This is a genomic window from Shewanella sp. QJM3NY_23 (assembly GCF_056173105.1).
Window position 1 is genome coordinate 2,177,320 of record NZ_CM149657.1, and the last position, 18,332, is coordinate 2,195,651.

Sequence of the window (18,332 nt, forward strand, 5' to 3'; positions counted from 1 at the left end):
TACCGGAGATAATCTTGTCAATCATGAAGCCTATTATTATTCTATCCAGCCTACTTGCGCTCAGCATTAATGCTATGGCAGCACAACACCCGCTGACTGCGCATATCGCAGAGTATCAAGTCAATTATGGCAGTATCGAACTCGGTAAAGCTCGCTATCAGCTAGCGCCTGCACAAAATAACCTATATCAATACCGCTTCGACAGCGATGTCAGCCTGCTAATGTTGTCAGACAAACGAACAGTACAAAGTACCTTTACCTTAGACGGCGAGCGGCTAGTCCCCATGCGCTATACCCATGAGCGCAGTGGCACCGGACCACATTACCAAGAACAATCGGCTTATGTTATAGACCAAAATATCGTTCATAGCCGTTACAAAGAGGAGCGCGCCAAATTCCCTTATAATGGCAATCTATTTGATCCTCTCATGGTGCAGTTACAATTTCGACTCGATATGATGGCTGGATTGACAAATTTGCATTATGTCATGCTTAAAAGCGGGGAAATTGATGAGTATGATTTTAACGTCGTTGGTAAAGAGCGGATGCTCATCGAAAGTGGTCAGTATGATACGGTTAAAATTGAAGTGGTTAGAGACAATAATAAACGCCAAACCTTTTTTTGGATGGCACCTGACTTAGGTTATTTGCCGGTTCGACTGACCCACTTTGAAAAAGGCAGTAAGCAATTAGATATCACATTGCTCAGTTATCAATTTTCTCATCAGCCTGCTGAGGTGGTTAATCAACAGACGGCTAATCCGTGATCCATTTTGCTGTTAATGGCAAACCGTTAACAGCTTAAACTAATCAGAGCCTTAATCGCCTATGCTCTACGCAAATTTAATACTCAAATCTTGGCGCTCAGATCCGCTCCGATTTTAGTGCTTAAATCTTAGTTATCAAATCACTGCCAAGAACGATTTCACCTCGGCAAAACACTTGCCAATCACCCGGTTGCAAAATCTGCCAGCGTTCATTATCAGTTAATGGCCGCGTGGCTATCACGGTGACGATATCATTGGCAGTGGTTTCCTGATTGAAATCAATTACCACATCGGTATCAATTAACTTAGCTTTGCCAAATGGCGCTCGGCGGGTGATATGACATAAGTTGTTGGTACAATAAATCATTAAGTGTTCGCCATCACTGAGGAGCATATTAAACACCCCAAGACTTCGAATATCCTCTGCTAAAGTGGCAACATAAGCATATACATCAAGCCAATTATCAGGTGGCGTATCACCAAAATGTTCTGCGACTTTTTCTAAGATCCAACAAAAAGCCAGCTCACTGTCGGTATCCCCCACCGGCTGATACCGGGCCACGTTGAACTTAGCGTGATAATCACTTAACTGACCGTTATGAGCGTATGTCCAGTTTCGTCCCCAAAGCTCACGCGTAAATGGATGGGTATTTTCTAACGCCACACAACCGCGATTGGCTTGCCTTATATGGCTTATCACCACTTCACTCTTAATCGGGTAAGACTTGATTAATTTAGCCACATGGGATTGGCTACTGGGCTTAGCATCTTTAAAAGTGCGACTGCCTTTGCCCTCATAAAAGGTTATTCCCCAACCATCGACATGCGGGCCGGTCACCCCGCCACGTTCGGCTAAGCCAGTAAAACTAAAAACAATATCGGTTGGCACGTTAGCACTCATGGCCAGTAGCTCACACATAAAAAAGGCACCTTCACTCTCAAATCAGTCATTAAAATCATTCTAACTAGTTGACCCAGTTTGTGGAATCCTAGTGTCAATAAAAAAATTTAAACAATTGTTTGAAAATTGCTTGTATAAATGTCACGAGAGGGTTAGATTTTATGCGACACAGGTCTGACCACAATCTATAATTGTGATAACCGTCATATAAAAAGAGCTGACATTAGTGCAGTTAACAGTCGCAATTGAAGGAGAATAACAGTGACAACCTTACTTTGGATTTTAGTGATGCTCTTTACGTTAGGCGCATTAGCCTACCTAAGAGTTTCTCTGCTCACCTCAAGCATCATTGCCGCCATTATCATGGCAGTCGGTACCGCTACAGATGCCATCGCCATGCTGTCTTGGCTCGTCTTCTTTGCGATTGTACTTCCGCTTAATATCGCTGCTTTTAGAAAAAGCGTTATCACGCGCCCGCTGCTTAAGATATACAAAGGCATCATGCCTGAAATGTCTTCAACAGAAAAAGAAGCTATCGAAGCAGGTACAACCTGGTGGGAAGCCGACCTTTTTGCCGGTAAACCTAATTGGAAAAAATTACACAACTACCCTATTGCTCGCCTAACCGCTGAAGAGCAAGCCTTTCTTGATGGTCCAGTTGAAGAAGTCTGTAAGATGCTCAATCAACATCAAGTGTCTCATCAATTAGCTGATCTTCCTCCTGAGATCTGGCAATACTTAAAAGATCACGGTTTTTTTGCCATGATCATCAAGAAAAAGTACGGCGGACTCGAATATTCAGCCTATGCGCAATCACGCGTATTACAAAAGCTGGCTGGCGTATCCAGCGAACTGGCTTCTACTGTTGGTGTGCCTAACTCATTAGGCCCTGGTGAATTATTACAACACTATGGTACTGCCGAGCAGCAAAACCACTACTTACCTCGCTTAGCAAAAGGCTTAGAAGTCCCCTGTTTTGCATTAACCAGCCCAGAAGCTGGCAGCGATGCTGGCGCAATTCCTGACTTTGGCGTGGTCTGTAAAGGCCAATGGCAAGGTGAAGAAGTGCTCGGTATGAAACTGACCTGGAACAAGCGTTATATCACCCTTGCCCCAGTTGCGACCGTTTTAGGCCTTGCCTTTAAGCTGCAGGATCCCGATAAATTACTCGGCGATAAAGAACATTTAGGTATCACCTGCGCCCTTATCCCTACAGATGTGCCAGGTGTGGAAACCGGTCGTCGCCATTTCCCGCTTAACTGTATGTTCCAAAATGGTCCAACCCGAGGCAACGAGGTGTTCGTTCCCTTAAGCTTTATTATCGGCGGGCCAGAAATGGCAGGTCAAGGCTGGCGCATGCTGGTGGAATGTTTGTCTGTGGGCCGTGGTATTACCTTGCCGTCAAACTCTGCCGGTGGTGTGAAAACCGCAGCCGTAGCGACCGGTGCTTATGCGCGTATTCGTCGTCAATTTAAGTTACCTATTGGTAAGCTTGAAGGGATTGAAGAGCCAATGGCACGCATCGGCGGCAATGCCTATTTAATGGATGCGGTAACAACCTTAACGACAACCGCTATCGATTTAGGCGAAAAACCTTCAGTGATTTCTGCCATCGTTAAGTACCACTTGACTGACAGAATGCAAAAATGCGTTATCGATGCCATGGATATCCATGGCGGTAAAGGCGTGTGTTTAGGTGAAGGTAACTACCTAGGTCGCGGCTATCAAGCGGCACCCATCGCCATTACGGTTGAAGGGGCAAATATCTTAACCCGCTCGATGATAATCTACGGTCAAGGGGCTATTCGTTGCCATCCTTATGTATTGGCTGAAATGGAATCAGCATTTGATCCTGATGCAAACAAAGCACTAAACGATTTTGATTCGGCGCTATTTGGCCATATCGGCTTTACGATTAGTAACTTAGTGCGCAGCTTCTGGTTAGGCTTAACCTCAAGCCGATTCTCAAACAGTCCCTATAACGATAAAACCAAGCGTTACTACCAACAGATGAACCGTTTCAGCGCTAACTTAGCTTTATTGTCTGACTTAGCGATGGCGACATTAGGTGGTGGCCTTAAGCGTAAAGAGCGTATCTCTGCTCGCCTAGGCGATTTGTTGAGCCAGCTTTACTTAGCGTCAGCAACACTAAAGCGCTATCAAGATGAAGGCCGCCAGAGTGAAGATTTAGTCTTAGTGCAATGGGCTGTTGAAGATTCGTTGTACAAACTACAAGACTCGCTTGACGATCTATTAGACAACTTCCCTATGGGATTAGGACGCTTATTACGGGTCATTATCTTCCCATTTGGCCGTCCACTTAAGCGTCCAAGTGATGTACTGGATCATAAAGTGGCTAAGATCATGCAAACGCCCTGCGCCAGTCGTGACCGTTTAGGTAAAGGTCAATTCTGGACGCCATCTGAGTTCAATGCTGTAGGTATCCAAGAGCAGACCTTTAAAGATATCCTCGCTTGTGAGCCGCTGCACGATAAAATTTGTAAGGCATCGGGTAAGCGTCATCCTTTCATGTGGTTAGATAAGCTAGCCGCCGAAGGAAAAGCCTTAGGTATTCTCAGTGACGATGAGGTTGCATTACTTGAACGCGCTGAAATTGGCCGGATGAAATCAATCAATGTCGATGATTTTGATCCTGCCGAGTTAAAAGCCCAGGTCGTCGCGTCTGCCGCCCAACATCAAGCGGCATAAATCGCTCAAGAAACGGCTAACATAAAAAAGCCCAAACGTGAGTTTGGGCTTTTTGTTATTTCTGTTTCGTCTAATTAAGTTGTTAGTTTGGCAACTTAATTAATGAAAGCGCGGCAGATAAATCACATTGTAGCTATCTTAAGTGCTTGAGAGATAAAGGCTTAAGTGTTTTATGGCTAAGAGCTTATCACTTACAACCTAAGCATCTCTTTGACAAACGGGATGGTCAATTTACGTTGATGAACTAACGACGCTTTATCTAATCTATCAAGCACATCAAATAAGGTACGTAAATCACGGGCTAGACGGTTCAGTAAGAAACGACCGACATCTTCAGGCAACTGTAAACCACGCATCGCCGCGCGGCGTTGTAGTGCTGCTAGCTTTTCATCATCGGCCATAGGCTGAACTTGGTAAGTCAAGCCCCACTGCATTCTAGAGATTAAATCGGGTAACACAAAGCCGCTATCGACTGCAGAAGCACTGGCACTGACCACCAATTTACAATTTTTCTGCTCTGCTACACGGTTATACAGATCAAATAGACTCTCTTCCCATAAAGGATGGCCGGCTATTGCATCAATATCGTCAATACAGACAAGATCAACTTGCTCTAATCCTTCTAGCAATTCGGTTGAGATACTGGCATGGATCCCCAGTGGCAAATAGAAACTGTTGCGATTAAGTTCATTAGCACGGGCACAAGTCGCATGCATCAAATGGGTACGACCCGATTTTACCGGCCCCCATAGATAAACGGCCTTCTCCGCACTTCCATCAGCACAGTCTTGTAAACTTTGAATTAATTGATCGTTTCCGGCCGCTGGATAATAACTGTTAAACGTTTCATCATCAGGCAGATAAACGGGTAACGACAACTGTAATGGGGAATGGGATGCCACTAATTAAATCTCGATATCATTTGTTTGGTAAAAGAAAGGTTCCAAACATAATGGAACCCAGCTTACATTAATGACCAAGCCAAATATAGTTAATGGTCTCACTCTGTGATGGTGCTAACGGATCAGCACCGCCTACTGGCATAGGCGTTAACACAGACTGCGGTTTAATTCTTGATTCTAAACTGAGTAGACGGATAAGATCTGCTTTAGTACCAAATAGCGCTAAAGTAAACTGGGCCGCCCCACCCTGTAACCGTGTTAACGAAACCTGTTTTACCGCACTCAGTTGGGTAAGGTAGTTTTCAATATCAACCAGTTGTTTACGTTCAGTAATGTCGATAAAAGTAAGTTGAGCACTGAGTGCTGCACCGCTATCGGCAACCGCGTACTGGCTGACATAATATTCACTTATCGTTAAAAACATCTGATTAAGGGCACTATCAATATCGGTAACCACTCCAGCGTCTTGTACCAATGGATTAAACAAAGCACCGCCTTGGGTTCTTGGATACAATACCATCGAATAATGTAATTGATTGTCTGCGGTAGGTTCAATCGAGCTCATCATAAAATAATCGGTATTATAACGAGCAGATGCGCTAGCGACTGCATCGACAAATAAGCCACGCACATCGCTGACGCTAACATTCATCGCATCATCAAGATCCATCATTGGCAACAATACCGGTAGTCCACGAGCCTGAGCTAATTCATCAATATAGGCTCGGCTCTCTGACGTTGATGAGTCATTCAAAATGGCACGTTGACCATCTTGCTGCAAGCTTAACCAAATGAGAGTGAGTGGACGCTGGCTTCCCCATACAGGCAACCGAGCATCACGAAGTAATTGGATTATTTTTTGATGATCGAAAGTAGCACGTAAATATTGCTGACCGTCGGTTTCTTGATACCCAAACTGACGAATAAGTGCGGTAGGGTTGTTAAGTGCAGCAACAATACTCGGCGCTGATAAGGCACTTTTATTGCCGGTATTTTTAAGTATCACATTGTGCAATGCTTGTGCTAATGCGCTATTTTTCGTTTTAGTGGTACGGTCCGCTACCTTGACAATACTCATATCAAGTTCAGTCACTTCTGCCGCAACGGCTATATGTGCAACCATCAAGATGATGGTGGTAAACAAACCATAGGTAAGACGCTTAAACATCTATATCAATACTTTAACTAAATACAATGGCTGCAGTGTAACACAGTTTGTGCGGTTCTTGCCTGCATCCCCCCTTGCCTGAGGTGATTTTTTATTAATTTTTTTTAACCCAATGCAAAATAATGTGACCGTAACTAATGCAAATGAAATGACTAAACGTTAAAATTGTTCGGTTTACCTAAAAAAAGAGAATGAAAATGAATCGTTTAGCAATTCCATTACAAGGCGCCCAGATGTTATTTGTCGCCTTCGGCGCACTGGTATTAATGCCACTATTAACTGGCCTTGATACTAATGTCGCTTTATTTACAGCAGGCTTGGGCACCCTGTTGTTTCAACTTGTCACCCGACGACAAATCCCTATCTTCCTCGCTTCCTCTTTCGCTTTTATTGCGCCTATTCTTTATGGCGTACAAACTTGGGGGATCCCATCGACCATGGGCGGACTCATGGCGGCCGGTTGTGTTTACTTGATTCTAGCAAGTATCGTCAAAGTACGTGGTGATGGTTTTATCAAGCGTTTATTGCCGCCAGTGGTCGTTGGGCCGGTCATCATTGTGATTGGCCTAGGGTTGGCCCCTGTTGCGGTCAATATGGCTTTAGGTAAAAGCGGCGATGGTAGCCTAGTTTTGGTTGATGGCAGCGTAGCATTAATGATCTCTTTAGCATCGCTACTGTCTACCATCGCGGTAGCCATATTTGCCAAAGGCGTTGCCAAATTGATGCCGATTTTAGCTGGGATCATTGTGGGTTATTCTCTCAGTTTAGCCATGGGCATTGTTGATTTCACCCCAGTACATAACGCCAACTGGTTTGCTATCCCAAGCTTCGTTGCCCCTGAGTTTAACTGGCACGCCATCGCCTTTATGATCCCTGTGGCAATAGCCCCTGCTGTTGAACATATCGGAGATATTTTAGCGATTTCAAACGTTACTGGTAAAGATTACATGAAAAAGCCCGGCCTACATCGCACCTTAAGTGGTGACGGCATTGCCACCATAGCAGCATCTGCACTTGGCGGGCCACCAAATACGACATACTCAGAAGTCACGGGCGCGGTAACGCTTACCAAAAGTTTTGATCCCCGCATCATGACATGGACTGCCATCACCGCAATCACCTTAGCTTTTGTGGGTAAACTGGGAGCACTGATGCAAACGATCCCCATTCCAGTGATGGGCGGTATTATGTGTTTATTATTTGGTTCTATTGCGGCAGTTGGGCTTAACTCGCTCATCAAAAATCAGGTCGATATGGGCGAGCCGAGGAACCTGTGCATCGTAGGTGTTACTTTAGTCTTTGGTATTGGTGGCATGGCCTTTGGTATTGGGTCATTCAGCCTAACCGGTATTAGCCTATGTGGTATTGTCGCCATTACCATGAACTTATTACTGCCAGCGACTAAGCCAGAAGCAGCGCTTACCGAGTAACACATCTACTAGGCTTAAATTAAACATAAAAATGTATGGTCCGCCTCGTTATTGCAAATGATATTTTCGATAACGAGGTTGGTTTGCGCTAATGTATTCGGAGTCTTCATTAGGTGCTTACCACCCGCTCCACGATGAGTTCCGCGCTAGATTGTCCTCAAAAAGCCAAAAGCATACTGCGTTGCTGTTTTTTATGTCAGGTCTTCAATCTAGTGGTCTGACCGTTCTGTCATCTTCTCTATCATCTGCAAACTCGGGTTAAACTCTTACTTCAAATGCTTGCTTGGTCGATAACACTGACCACGCTATCCGCACTAATTTATTCGCCAAAGCAACAACTGCTACATTAAATGGCTTTCTCGCTCTAAGCTCAAGTATCCATTCTCCAAATACCGCCACCGCGACTTCAGGCCTAGATAAAATCGACCGAGCACCATGAATGAACAAGGTTCTTAGCGCTTTATTGCCGCGCTTACTTATTCCTAATAACGTGCTTTTACCGCCAGTTGAGTATTGGTGTGGGACTAATCCTATCCACGCAGCTAACTGGCGCCCGTTTTTAAAGTGACTCACATCAGAGATATCGGCTAAGCACTGGCTTGCTGTTAAATCTCCTACACCAGGAATAGATTTCAGCAATTGAGCGTCTTCACTTTGCTCGACAAGCTGTTTCAGCTTTCTATCTTGTCCTGCAATACGCTCATTAAGTTGTTCATAGTATTCATGATGTTCAATTAGCTCCTGCATTAACATCGGAGGAATGGGCTCTTTATTATCGGCAAGCCATTGAAACAAGGCTTTCATCTTGCTATGTCCTTTAGGGAAGCTCATACCAAATTCAAGCAAGATAGCTCCAATACGGGACATGCACGCGGTACGCTCTTTTACGTAACTAGAACGAATACGTTGGAGCACTGAGATAACCTGAGCAGTTTCAGTTTTAACACCAACAAAGCGCATCGATGGGCGCGTTGATGCTTCCGCTATCGCATCGGCATCAATATAATCATTTTTATTGGTTTTAACGTAAGGTTTAACGTACTGCGGGGGAATGAGTTTAACTTCGTGCCCAAAAGACTGGCACTTTCTGGCTAACCAGTGTGAGCCACCACATGACTCCATCGCGATGATGGTGGCGGGTGTTTGAGCTAAAAACGCAATAAGTTTTGTACGAGATAAGTGCTTTCGAAATTGCTCTCGACCGCTATGGTCATGAGCAACAAGGTGAAAAGAAGATTTGCCTAAATCGATCCCAATGACTTTAATAGTAGACATGATGGTTCGCCTCTTTGATTGCCTAACCCTAAGCTTAGCTTAGGGGTGAGGCGGACCATCTAATTAAGCCCTTCAATCGAAGGGCTTTTAATATTTAGTAAATGCCTAAGCTAATTATAATTTAATTAACGCCATATATTGCGCTTTAGCTAACAGCACTCGAGTAATGATTAGGCTTCTGCGTCTTGTGCAGGGTATTTTGCCGCAGTTTCATTAATCAAAGTTTGCAACTCACCTTTTTGATACATTTCAGTCAAAATATCACAGCCACCAATAAGTTCGCCTTCAACCCATAACTGCGGGAAAGTAGGCCAATTAGCATACTTAGGCAGTTCTGCGCGGATATCGGGATGCTGTAAAATATCAACGTAAGCAAATTGTGCACCGCAATTAATCATAAGCTGTGCCACCTGAGATGAAAATCCACAGCTAGGTAGCTTAGGTGAACCTTTCATGTAAACGATGATTGGGTTTTCAGCAATCTGCTGTTTGATTTTTTCTACAGTTTCATTTGTTTGCATCTTCTTTCCTAAATATTGCAGCAAAGCTACTTAAACAATTTTGCCTATTGTACGTCAGGATGACTAAGAACAAAAACCTACTTTTACCAAGGTTATTGAATAGAATAATTTAACGATTGAATTAATCGGTAAAATCAGCCAAACAATGATTCACATCACAATTTTATCAGGTAGAATGGCTAGCTGTGAGCAAACAGAAAAGACAATTGAATGTCAATGGAGAAAAAACATGGCTTTTGAATTACCAGCACTTCCTTATGCAAAAGACGCATTAGAGCCCCATATTTCCCAAGAAACGATTGAATACCATTATGGTAAGCATCACAACACTTATGTTGTGAAGCTAAACGGCCTAATTGAAGGTACTGAACTTGCCGAGAAAAGCCTAGAAGAGATCATCAAGACCTCTACTGGTGGTATTTTCAATAATGCGGCTCAAGTTTGGAACCACACTTTCTATTGGAACTGCCTATCGCCAAATGGCGGCGGCGTTGCCACTGGTGATATTGCAGTCGCTATTGATGCAGCCTTCGGCTCTTTCGATGCATTCAAAGCACAATTTACTGATTCTGCAGTGAACAACTTTGGTAGTGCATGGACTTGGTTAGTAAAAAAAGCAGACGGCTCTTTAGCTATCGTCAATACCAGCAATGCAGCGACACCATTAACAGAAGATGGTGTAACACCACTACTGACTGTTGATGTGTGGGAACACGCTTATTATATCGATTACCGTAATGTGCGCCCTGACTATCTTGCTCATTTCTGGGAGCTTGTGAACTGGGAATTTGTTAACAGCAACTTCGCTGCTTAATGAATAGTGTCACAACAAAAAGGAGCCTTAATGGCTCCTTTTTTGTTTTTAATCTAAGGATTTTTAAACAAATCATCATCAGCCACATATGCAACAGTTGCATTTGCAATGTTTTGTTATTGTTTTCATTATACTTTTTGCTACCCAACTCACATTTCCCGTCTATCATTAGGAGTAGGTAACTGAAAGTTCAGTTGCCCCTTAAGATTTATTGCTGGCTTCAGGGGGTGGAAAATGGGCATATTCGAGCATTATCAACAGCGCTATGAAAAGAAATTAGATGAAGAATATTCGCTACAAGAATTTTTAGCCATTTGCAAAGACGATCGTATTGCGTATGCATCGGCAGCCGAACGCCTGCTTATTGCAATCGGTGATCCTGAGGTTATCGACACCTCAAAAGATTCGATTTTAAGCCGAATCTTTTCCAACCGTTTAATCTCTCGCTATCCTGCATTTAAAGATTTTTTCGGTATGGAGGAAGCGATAGAACAGATAGTGGCCTATCTAAAACACTCGGCACAAGGTCTTGAAGAATCTAAACAGATCTTATATTTACTTGGGCCTGTAGGTGGTGGTAAATCATCCCTAGCAGAAAAGCTCAAATCATTAATGCAGCATGTACCTATTTACGTACTCAGTGCTAATGGAGTGCGTAGCCCAGTGAATGACCATCCATTTTGCTTATTCAATCCTGATGAAGATGCCGAGCTGCTCAAGAGTGAATATGGCATTCCGGGGCGCTACCTCAAAACCATTATGTCGCCATGGGCCGTCAAGCGTCTCCATGAATTCGGCGGTGATATCTCTCAATTTAAGGTCGTTAAAGTCTATCCTAATATTTTAGATCAGCTGGCCATTGCCAAAACAGAACCTGGCGATGAGAACAATCAGGATATCTCCTCACTCGTGGGTAAAGTCGATATTCGCCAACTCGAACATTTTGCCCAACATGATGCCGATGCTTACTCCTACTCGGGTGCACTGTGTCGAGCCAATCAAGGGTTAATGGAGTTCGTTGAGATGTTTAAAGCCCCTATAAAGGTGCTACATCCACTACTAACTGCTACCCAAGAAGGTAATTACAATGGTACTGAAGGGCTTTCAGCCCTGCCCTTCAACGGTATCATTTTAGCGCACTCTAACGAGTCAGAATGGACCACCTTTAGAAACAATAAAACTAACGAAGCGTTTTTAGACCGCGTCTATATTGTTAAAGTCCCCTACTGTCTGCGGGTGTCTGAAGAGATTCAAATCTATAAAAAATTGCTATTCAACTCTGAGTTATCACAAGCCCCATGTGCTCCCTATACTTTGGAGCTACTGGCCCAATTTAGCGTATTGTCTCGCATTAAAACACCTGATAACTCATCGATATACTCAAAAATGAGAGTCTATGATGGTGAGAGCTTAAAGGATACAGATCCCAAAGCTAAATCTTACCAGGAATACCGTGATTACGCTGGTGTCGATGAGGGTATGCAAGGATTATCGACCCGTTTCGCCTTTAAAATTCTCTCTAAAGTATTTAACTTCGATCACAGTGAAATAGCCGCCAATCCGGTGCACCTTTTTTATGTGCTCGAGCGACAAATCGAACAAGAGCAATTTCCTAACGAAACGGCAGAACGATACCTAGAGTTCTTAAAAGGCTACTTAACTCCCAAGTATGTTGAATTTATTGGTAAAGAAATTCAAACGGCCTATTTAGAGTCCTATTCAGAATATGGTCAAAATATTTTCGACCGTTACGTTACCTATGCTGATTTTTGGATTCAAGATCAAGAATATAGAGATCCAGAAACCGGCCAGCTATTTGACAGAGCCGCCCTTAATGCTGAGCTCGAAAAGATTGAAAAACCAGCAGGGATCAGTAATCCAAAAGATTTTCGCAATGAGATTGTTAATTTTGTATTACGAGCTAGAGCTAACAATGAAGGCTCTAACCCACTATGGACCAGCTATGAAAAGCTGCGCACTGTTATTGAAAAGAAAATGTTCTCCAATACTGAAGATCTATTACCGGTTATCTCTTTTAATGCCAAAACTTCGACCGATGATCAGCGTAAACACGATGATTTTGTCAATCGAATGATGGAGAAAGGCTATACCAAGAAGCAAGTAAGACTTTTATCAGAATGGTATCTGCGCGTGCGTAAATCATCTTGATAATATTAGGTGGGGAGATCTCTCCCCACGAGTTGTTTGGAGGTGCGCATGGCTAATTTTATTGACAGACGATTGAATGTTAAGGGAAAAAGCACAGTCAATCGGCAACGATTTATCAATCGTTATAAACAACAAATTAAAAAAGCGGTCAGCGATGCGGTGACTAGGCGCAGTGTTACCGATGTAGACAAAGGTGAAAAAATTGCTATCCCTACCCGTGATATTAGCGAGCCCACTTTTCATCAAGGCCGTGGTGGCGTTAAAGAGCGGGTTCACCCGGGTAACGATCAATTTGCTCGAGGAGATAAAATTGAACGCCCGCCCAAAGGACAAGGTCAAGGCGGCGGACAAGGTGATGCATCTGACTCTGGGGAAGGACAAGATGATTTTGTATTTCAAATATCTAAAGATGAATATTTAGAGTTGTTGTTTGAAGATCTTGAACTGCCGAACTTACAAAATAATCGCCTCAATAAACTGGTAGAATACCAAACCTATCGTGCAGGGTTCACCAATGATGGCGTGCCTGCCAATATCAATATAGTGCGTTCACTGCGCTCCTCATTGGCACGGCGCATTGCCATGTCATCATCAAAAAAAGCCCTATTAACCGAACTTCAAGCAGAGCTAGAAGCGTTGGAGCAAACACCAGGTTCTGAAGCTGAAAAGATCATTAGCTTACAGCAGCAGATAGCCGAATTAGAGGCAAAAATAGCCAGAGTACCGTTTATCGATACCTTCGATTTGCGCTACAACAACTACGCAAAACGTGAAGTCCCCTCAAGTCAGGCGGTAATGTTTTGTTTAATGGACGTGTCTGGCTCTATGGATCAAGCCACCAAGGATATGGCAAAGCGATTCTACATATTACTCTACCTATTTCTCACTCGAACCTATAGTAATTTGGATGTGGTCTATATTCGGCATCATACTCAAGCTAAAGAGGTAGACGAGCATGAATTTTTTTATTCACAAGAAACAGGCGGCACTATAGTATCTAGTGCACTTAAATTAATGCACGACATTCAACAACAACGTTATCCTGAAAATGAATGGAACATCTATGCCGCTCAAGCATCAGATGGTGATAACTGGGCTGATGACTCACCAGCCTGCCGCGAGTTATTAGCAAAAAAATTACTCCCCGTAGTGCGTTACTTCAGCTACATCGAAATCACTAATCGTGCCCATCAAACCTTGTGGCGTGAGTATGAAGGGCTTCAAACAACTCACGATAATATTGCAGTTCAACACATAAAACGAGCTGAAGATATTTACCCAGTGTTTAGAGAGCTGTTTAAGAAACAAGCGGTTTAATAAGGGGACAATTATGAGTTCAAATAATAGTAAGAGATTGGATGATGGTCCAGATTGGACATTCGACTTGTTGCAATCGTATCTGACGGAAATTGAACGTGTCGCAGCTCATTATCGACTCGATACCTACCCTAATCAAATTGAAGTGATCACAGCCGAGCAGATGATGGACGCCTATGCCGGTATCGGTATGCCAATCGGTTACACTCACTGGTCCTTTGGCAAAAAATTTATCGAAACCGAGCAGGGTTATAAACGCGGTCAAATGGGATTAGCGTATGAAATCGTCATCAACTCCGATCCCTGTATCGCTTATCTAATGGAAGAAAACACCATCACCATGCAAGCCTTAGTGATGGCTCACGCTAATTTTGGCCATAACAGTTTTTTTAAAGGCAACTATCTGTTCAAAACCTGGACCGATGCCAGTTCAATCATAGATTACTTAGTATTTGCAAAAAATTATATTCGCGAATGTGAGGAGCGTTACGGCACCGAACAGGTCGAACTCATCATCGACTCATGCCATGCCTTGATGAACTATGGGGTTGATCGTTATAAAAGGCCCAGTGAAATCTCGTTAAAAGAGGAAAAAGTTCGTCAAAAAGAACGTGAAGAATATCTACAAAGCCAAGTCAATGATTTATGGCGAACCATTCCCTTAATGCCCGCTGCTGAAAAAGCGCAGTCAAATACGAGTTTTCCTGCCGAGCCGCAAGAAAATATCCTCTATTTCATTGAGAAAAACGCACCGCTATTGGAATCCTGGCAACGTGAAATTGTGCGTATCGTCAGAAAGATGAGTCAATATTTTTATCCACAGAAACAAACTCAGGTGATGAATGAAGGCTGGGCAACCTTCTGGCACTACACCATTTTGAATCACCTCTATGACGACGGTCTCGTCAGTGACCGCTTTATGATTGAGTTTTTAAAAAACCACACTAACGTTATCGCGCAGCCCAGTTACAACAGCCCCTACTACAGTGGTATTAACCCGTATGCACTAGGTTTTAATATGTTTGTGGATATTCGACGTATTTGTGAGTCACCAACAGAGGAGGATAAACGTTGGTTCCCGGAAATAGCTGGGAGCAACTGGCTAGATACCCTGCATTTTGCGATGGAAAACTTTAAGGATGAAAGTTTTATCAGTCAGTATTTATCACCTAATATCATTCGCCAATTTAAGCTGTTTAGTATTCTTGATAATGACCAAAAAAATTACCTAAATGTCTCGGCTATTCATGACGATCAAGGCTATAAGGACATACGACAAATGTTATCACAGCAATATAATTTATCTAATCTTGAACCTAATATTCAAGTGCAGAACGTGGCAATATCTGGCGATCGTTCATTGGTATTAAGGTACATCCCCATCAACAACATCCCTTTAGATGATAGCTGTAAAGAGGTCGTTAAACATCTACACCGTTTATGGGGATTTTCAGTGACATTAGAAGAACTAAGTGAACAAGGTGATACAAGGATCATCGTAACTTGCCCTGACAAACAGGCAGAATTAGATCAAATATAAGCAATTTCAACCATAAAAAAAGCGCCAAATAGGCGCTTTTTCTTATTCAATCTCGCATTAAGCGAAAGTGAAATCCACGTGCTCGATAAGAGGCTTAAACGCGTGACGTTGCATAGCTTGAACACGAACCTTAACTTCTTTACCATCTAAAACGATAGTGATATCAGAAGTATAGAAATCAGCATTCGCTTGAATGTTGATGATATCTTTGTGTTCGAATTCAATAGAAACAGGTTCTTTACCCGCACCATAGATAACAGCAGGAACTTTACCAGCATGACGTAGGCGGCGGCTCGAACCTTTCCCTATTTCAGTACGGGCTTGTGCGGTAATTGCGTAAGACATAATTTACTCACTTAATATAATAAAGTTTTAGGTGACCATCGCTTTCGACCAACGATGACCTCATTTAAAGCGAGCGAATACTAGCATAACCCAGACTACGACACAAACACTTGTTAACCCCCTTAGTATTACCAAGTTCTTACCGGTCCAGTATCCACATGTACAAACCCAGAGTTAGGGTAAAAGCCCACACCACCTAACTTTAAAGACACCGCGGCATCACGCAAATCTTTTAAGTTAACATCAGGTATCGCAATATCCATTGCCATTCCCTTCATGTGGTAACTCTTCTTTGCTACGCCATTACTCTTTTGCGCTAACATGTGATTAGTTTTCGGTGAACGATAACCAGAAATCACATGATATTCATGTTGATCATCTATATTTAACGTCTGTTTGAGTAAATAAAGTAGATCGAATAATCGCTTATCCATTGGAGCCACTTCATTTTGCCGATGATCTCGTAAAATATGATTAAAATCTGTGAGAGTATTATCCTGATAACTCCCATCAATCCAATAGCTTCCTTGCCCCTTTTCCCCTGTATGTCTGTTATAAAAGCTCAAGCTACGTACGCCTTTAGTTGAACGACTCGCTTTTACTTTAGGAGACACCATCGAAAACATTGCTACACCACCTAGGCCTAACAACAACTGCCTACGTGAAGGACACACTATTGACATCAATACCACCGTTCATTATTTGCACAAAAACAGCGCATAAATTAAACGGTTTTGATGGTGAGATCAAGCTAATGTTTTGCCACAGCCCTTTATTCATCAGGGTTTGAGGCATTATTGGCCTGTAGATCCGAAATAATATTTTGATTTTTCTTATATATATCATCCCTAAACTGGGCAATATTGTGTTCATCAAGCCAGGATGTCCAATAAACAAGGTGCACTGGTAATTTATCATCAAAGGCGAACCATTGCGTTTTTGTTCGCTCAATTTGCATGTCGACCCAAGTCTGTTTATCACGCACTAGGTTCGATGCTATCCAGTTAGCCAACTGCTCGACTTTTTCGACGCGAATACACCCTGAAGATAACGCCCTATCACTTCGCGCAAAAAGGGCTTTATCCTGGGTATCATGTAAATAGACGCTGTATTGATTTGGAAAATACAATTTATAGCGACCTAAGGTGTTATTAACACCCGGCTTTTGCACTAAGCGATAAGGAAAATGACCTCTAGCAAGATCTCGCCACTCTTCATCGCTTTTTACCACTAACTCCTCCGAGTAATTAAACACTTCAAAATTATGTTGATTAATATAACCACCATCTTGGCGAACTTTAGGCAGTAGATCGTATTTAAGTAAACGCCTTGGCACACGCCAGCTGGGATTGATCACTAAATTGCTGATCTCCCCCTGTATAACGGGTGTTGGCCGATAAGGCTTACCCACAATCACCTTAGACTGCAGCACGGTTCGATCTTCATCTACCAAAACTAAGTCATAAGCCGGAATATTGATCAGCAAATACCGCTTACCTATGTTGTGCATATATTTAGCACGATTAACAAAATTGACTGCCAGCAACCGAGCACGATTTGTCGGTGTTAAGTTGAGCCAGCGCAGGGTTGCAGGTCCAATAATGGCATCGGGGTTGAGTCCATGACGCTCTTGGAAAGTTAATATTGCGCGGCGTAATTTGTCATCGTAAACGTCGGTGGATTGATAAGGCTCAGAATGATTGACCGGCGTGGATGTTGTTGGTGTTGGTGTTGGTGTTGGTGTTGGTGCAGAACTTAACAAACCACGGTATTCTGACCCCACTTTATATGTCTCTATATTTTGACTTTCCTTACCTTCACTCATGTCTTGCGTGACATAGTCTTGGTTAACATTGCTCTTATCGATATCTTGCTCATCATAATCACCTAACCATCTCAGGCGCTCAACAATATCACTAATATCAGGGTGACTATCACCTGGCTTTAACCAACCATTGGGTTCTATCCTTGTCCAGGGCTGCACCTTAGCTAACCACAAAAGATAGCGAATGCGGTTGTTTACAGGCAAAAAACCTTCAACATCAGGCTCAAGCGCCAACACGGCGGTATAGGGATCGTCATCATTAATTAAATAGGGGGCAATAGCGTTGATGTCATTCTGCAGCCAAAATTGCGCGACTGAATCTTTTATCTGATAAAAATCATCAACAGATAAAGGTTCATTTGCAGTTAATATCCGCTGGTATCGTAAGAAACGTTCATTCGACTCAATTAGAGAGATCAACTGCACTTGCTGTAACAGCGATGTGGTTGCGGCTTCCATTCTGGTCTCTGAGACAGCTGTAGACATCCCCCACAGCAAGATAATTACCGTAACTATACTTCGCATCATAATCCCTCCTCGAGTAATTATGGCGCAAATACACGCGAGCAATGCCACACATAAAGACAGATTTTGTATAAGCTAACCGTTTATCCAAACTAAATAGCTAAATAACGCGATACTGAAATAA

General features: G+C 42.9%; 15 protein-coding genes. 7 read left to right on the forward strand and 8 right to left on the reverse strand.

Annotated features, from left to right (window positions below; genetic code table 11):
- Positions 1-23: 23 nt before the first annotated feature.
- Complete coding sequence (locus AC0VXX_RS09910; RefSeq protein ID WP_475516988.1) at positions 24-767, forward strand: DUF3108 domain-containing protein; 744 nt, start codon at positions 24-26, stop codon at positions 765-767.
- Positions 768-888: 121 nt separating this feature from the next.
- Here the strand turns inward: AC0VXX_RS09910 and AC0VXX_RS09915 are convergent, their stop codons facing one another.
- Positions 889-1,686, reverse strand: coding sequence for a class II glutamine amidotransferase (locus AC0VXX_RS09915; RefSeq protein ID WP_475514102.1), 798 nt, complete (start codon positions 1,684-1,686; stop codon positions 889-891).
- A 243-nt stretch (positions 1,687-1,929) separates the two neighbouring features.
- Between AC0VXX_RS09915 and fadE the strand changes: the two genes are divergently transcribed.
- Positions 1,930-4,377 (forward strand): acyl-CoA dehydrogenase FadE, encoded by a 2,448-nt coding sequence (fadE, locus tag AC0VXX_RS09920; protein WP_475514103.1) that lies wholly within the window; start codon positions 1,930-1,932, stop codon positions 4,375-4,377.
- Between the two features lie 191 nt (positions 4,378-4,568).
- Here the strand turns inward: fadE and hda are convergent, their stop codons facing one another.
- Together hda and AC0VXX_RS09930 are read right to left on the reverse strand one after the other, a co-directional pair.
- A complete protein-coding gene (hda, locus tag AC0VXX_RS09925; RefSeq protein ID WP_110458946.1) occupies positions 4,569-5,279 on the reverse strand; it encodes a DnaA inactivator Hda in 711 nt (236 codons plus the stop codon).
- Between the two features lie 67 nt (positions 5,280-5,346).
- A complete protein-coding gene (locus AC0VXX_RS09930; RefSeq protein ID WP_475514104.1) occupies positions 5,347-6,447 on the reverse strand; it encodes a DUF2066 domain-containing protein in 1,101 nt (366 codons plus the stop codon).
- Positions 6,448-6,644: 197 nt separating this feature from the next.
- Between AC0VXX_RS09930 and AC0VXX_RS09935 the strand changes: the two genes are divergently transcribed.
- A complete protein-coding gene (locus AC0VXX_RS09935; protein WP_475514105.1) occupies positions 6,645-7,877 on the forward strand; it encodes a uracil-xanthine permease family protein in 1,233 nt (410 codons plus the stop codon).
- Positions 7,878-8,135: 258 nt separating this feature from the next.
- Here the strand turns inward: AC0VXX_RS09935 and AC0VXX_RS09940 are convergent, their stop codons facing one another.
- Positions 8,136-9,152 (reverse strand): IS110 family RNA-guided transposase, encoded by a 1,017-nt coding sequence (locus AC0VXX_RS09940; protein ID WP_475514106.1) that lies wholly within the window; start codon positions 9,150-9,152, stop codon positions 8,136-8,138.
- A gap of 170 nt (positions 9,153-9,322) precedes the next feature.
- Positions 9,323-9,673: a Grx4 family monothiol glutaredoxin gene (locus tag AC0VXX_RS09945; RefSeq protein WP_475514107.1), complete on the reverse strand. Its 351-nt coding sequence runs from the start codon at positions 9,671-9,673 to the stop codon at positions 9,323-9,325.
- 229 nt (positions 9,674-9,902) lie between these two features.
- Between AC0VXX_RS09945 and sodB the strand changes: the two genes are divergently transcribed.
- From sodB to AC0VXX_RS09965, 4 genes are all read left to right on the forward strand, one after another.
- A complete protein-coding gene (gene sodB / locus AC0VXX_RS09950; RefSeq protein WP_475514108.1) occupies positions 9,903-10,487 on the forward strand; it encodes a superoxide dismutase [Fe] in 585 nt (194 codons plus the stop codon).
- 234 nt (positions 10,488-10,721) lie between these two features.
- Positions 10,722-12,656, forward strand: coding sequence for a PrkA family serine protein kinase (locus tag AC0VXX_RS09955; RefSeq protein ID WP_475514109.1), 1,935 nt, complete (start codon positions 10,722-10,724; stop codon positions 12,654-12,656).
- 48 nt (positions 12,657-12,704) lie between these two features.
- Entirely contained in the window at positions 12,705-13,973 is a 1,269-nt protein-coding gene (locus AC0VXX_RS09960; protein ID WP_475514110.1) for a YeaH/YhbH family protein, read from the forward strand.
- A gap of 13 nt (positions 13,974-13,986) precedes the next feature.
- On the forward strand, positions 13,987-15,513 hold the full coding sequence (locus AC0VXX_RS09965) for a SpoVR family protein (protein WP_475514111.1): 1,527 nt from the start codon (positions 13,987-13,989) through the stop codon (positions 15,511-15,513).
- A 57-nt stretch (positions 15,514-15,570) separates the two neighbouring features.
- Here AC0VXX_RS09965 and rplY read toward each other — a convergent pair whose 3' ends face one another.
- The 3 genes from rplY to AC0VXX_RS09980 all read right to left on the reverse strand — a co-directional run bounded on the left by rplY (position 15,571) and on the right by AC0VXX_RS09980 (position 18,211).
- Complete coding sequence (gene rplY / locus AC0VXX_RS09970) at positions 15,571-15,858, reverse strand: 50S ribosomal protein L25 (protein WP_110458937.1); 288 nt, start codon at positions 15,856-15,858, stop codon at positions 15,571-15,573.
- A 128-nt stretch (positions 15,859-15,986) separates the two neighbouring features.
- Positions 15,987-16,541 carry a peptidoglycan L,D-endopeptidase MepK gene (gene mepK / locus AC0VXX_RS09975; protein WP_475514112.1) on the reverse strand — a complete coding sequence of 185 codons (555 nt, stop codon included), beginning with the start codon at positions 16,539-16,541 and terminating at the stop codon, positions 15,987-15,989.
- 89 nt (positions 16,542-16,630) lie between these two features.
- Positions 16,631-18,211 carry a L,D-transpeptidase family protein gene (locus tag AC0VXX_RS09980; RefSeq protein ID WP_475514113.1) on the reverse strand — a complete coding sequence of 527 codons (1,581 nt, stop codon included), beginning with the start codon at positions 18,209-18,211 and terminating at the stop codon, positions 16,631-16,633.
- Positions 18,212-18,332 lie beyond the last annotated feature (121 nt).

What these genes read in the sequence shown, in the direction of transcription:
- AC0VXX_RS09935 (WP_475514105.1), top strand. Translation starts at nt 6,645, where the DNA reads ATGAATCGTTTAGCAATTCCATTACAAGGCGCCCAGATGTTATTTGTC.
- AC0VXX_RS09915 (WP_475514102.1), bottom strand. Translation starts at nt 1,686, where the DNA reads ATGTGTGAGCTACTGGCCATGAGTGCTAACGTGCCAACCGATATTGTT.
- AC0VXX_RS09945 (WP_475514107.1), bottom strand. Translation starts at nt 9,673, where the DNA reads ATGCAAACAAATGAAACTGTAGAAAAAATCAAACAGCAGATTGCTGAA.
- AC0VXX_RS09980 (WP_475514113.1), bottom strand. Translation starts at nt 18,211, where the DNA reads ATGATGCGAAGTATAGTTACGGTAATTATCTTGCTGTGGGGGATGTCT.
- AC0VXX_RS09910 (WP_475516988.1), top strand. Translation starts at nt 24, where the DNA reads ATGAAGCCTATTATTATTCTATCCAGCCTACTTGCGCTCAGCATTAAT.
- mepK (WP_475514112.1), bottom strand. Translation starts at nt 16,541, where the DNA reads ATGTCAATAGTGTGTCCTTCACGTAGGCAGTTGTTGTTAGGCCTAGGT.
- AC0VXX_RS09930 (WP_475514104.1), bottom strand. Translation starts at nt 6,447, where the DNA reads ATGTTTAAGCGTCTTACCTATGGTTTGTTTACCACCATCATCTTGATG.
- AC0VXX_RS09940 (WP_475514106.1), bottom strand. Translation starts at nt 9,152, where the DNA reads ATGTCTACTATTAAAGTCATTGGGATCGATTTAGGCAAATCTTCTTTT.
- AC0VXX_RS09965 (WP_475514111.1), top strand. Translation starts at nt 13,987, where the DNA reads ATGAGTTCAAATAATAGTAAGAGATTGGATGATGGTCCAGATTGGACA.
- AC0VXX_RS09955 (WP_475514109.1), top strand. Translation starts at nt 10,722, where the DNA reads ATGGGCATATTCGAGCATTATCAACAGCGCTATGAAAAGAAATTAGAT.
- rplY (WP_110458937.1), bottom strand. Translation starts at nt 15,858, where the DNA reads ATGTCTTACGCAATTACCGCACAAGCCCGTACTGAAATAGGGAAAGGT.
- AC0VXX_RS09960 (WP_475514110.1), top strand. Translation starts at nt 12,705, where the DNA reads ATGGCTAATTTTATTGACAGACGATTGAATGTTAAGGGAAAAAGCACA.
- sodB (WP_475514108.1), top strand. Translation starts at nt 9,903, where the DNA reads ATGGCTTTTGAATTACCAGCACTTCCTTATGCAAAAGACGCATTAGAG.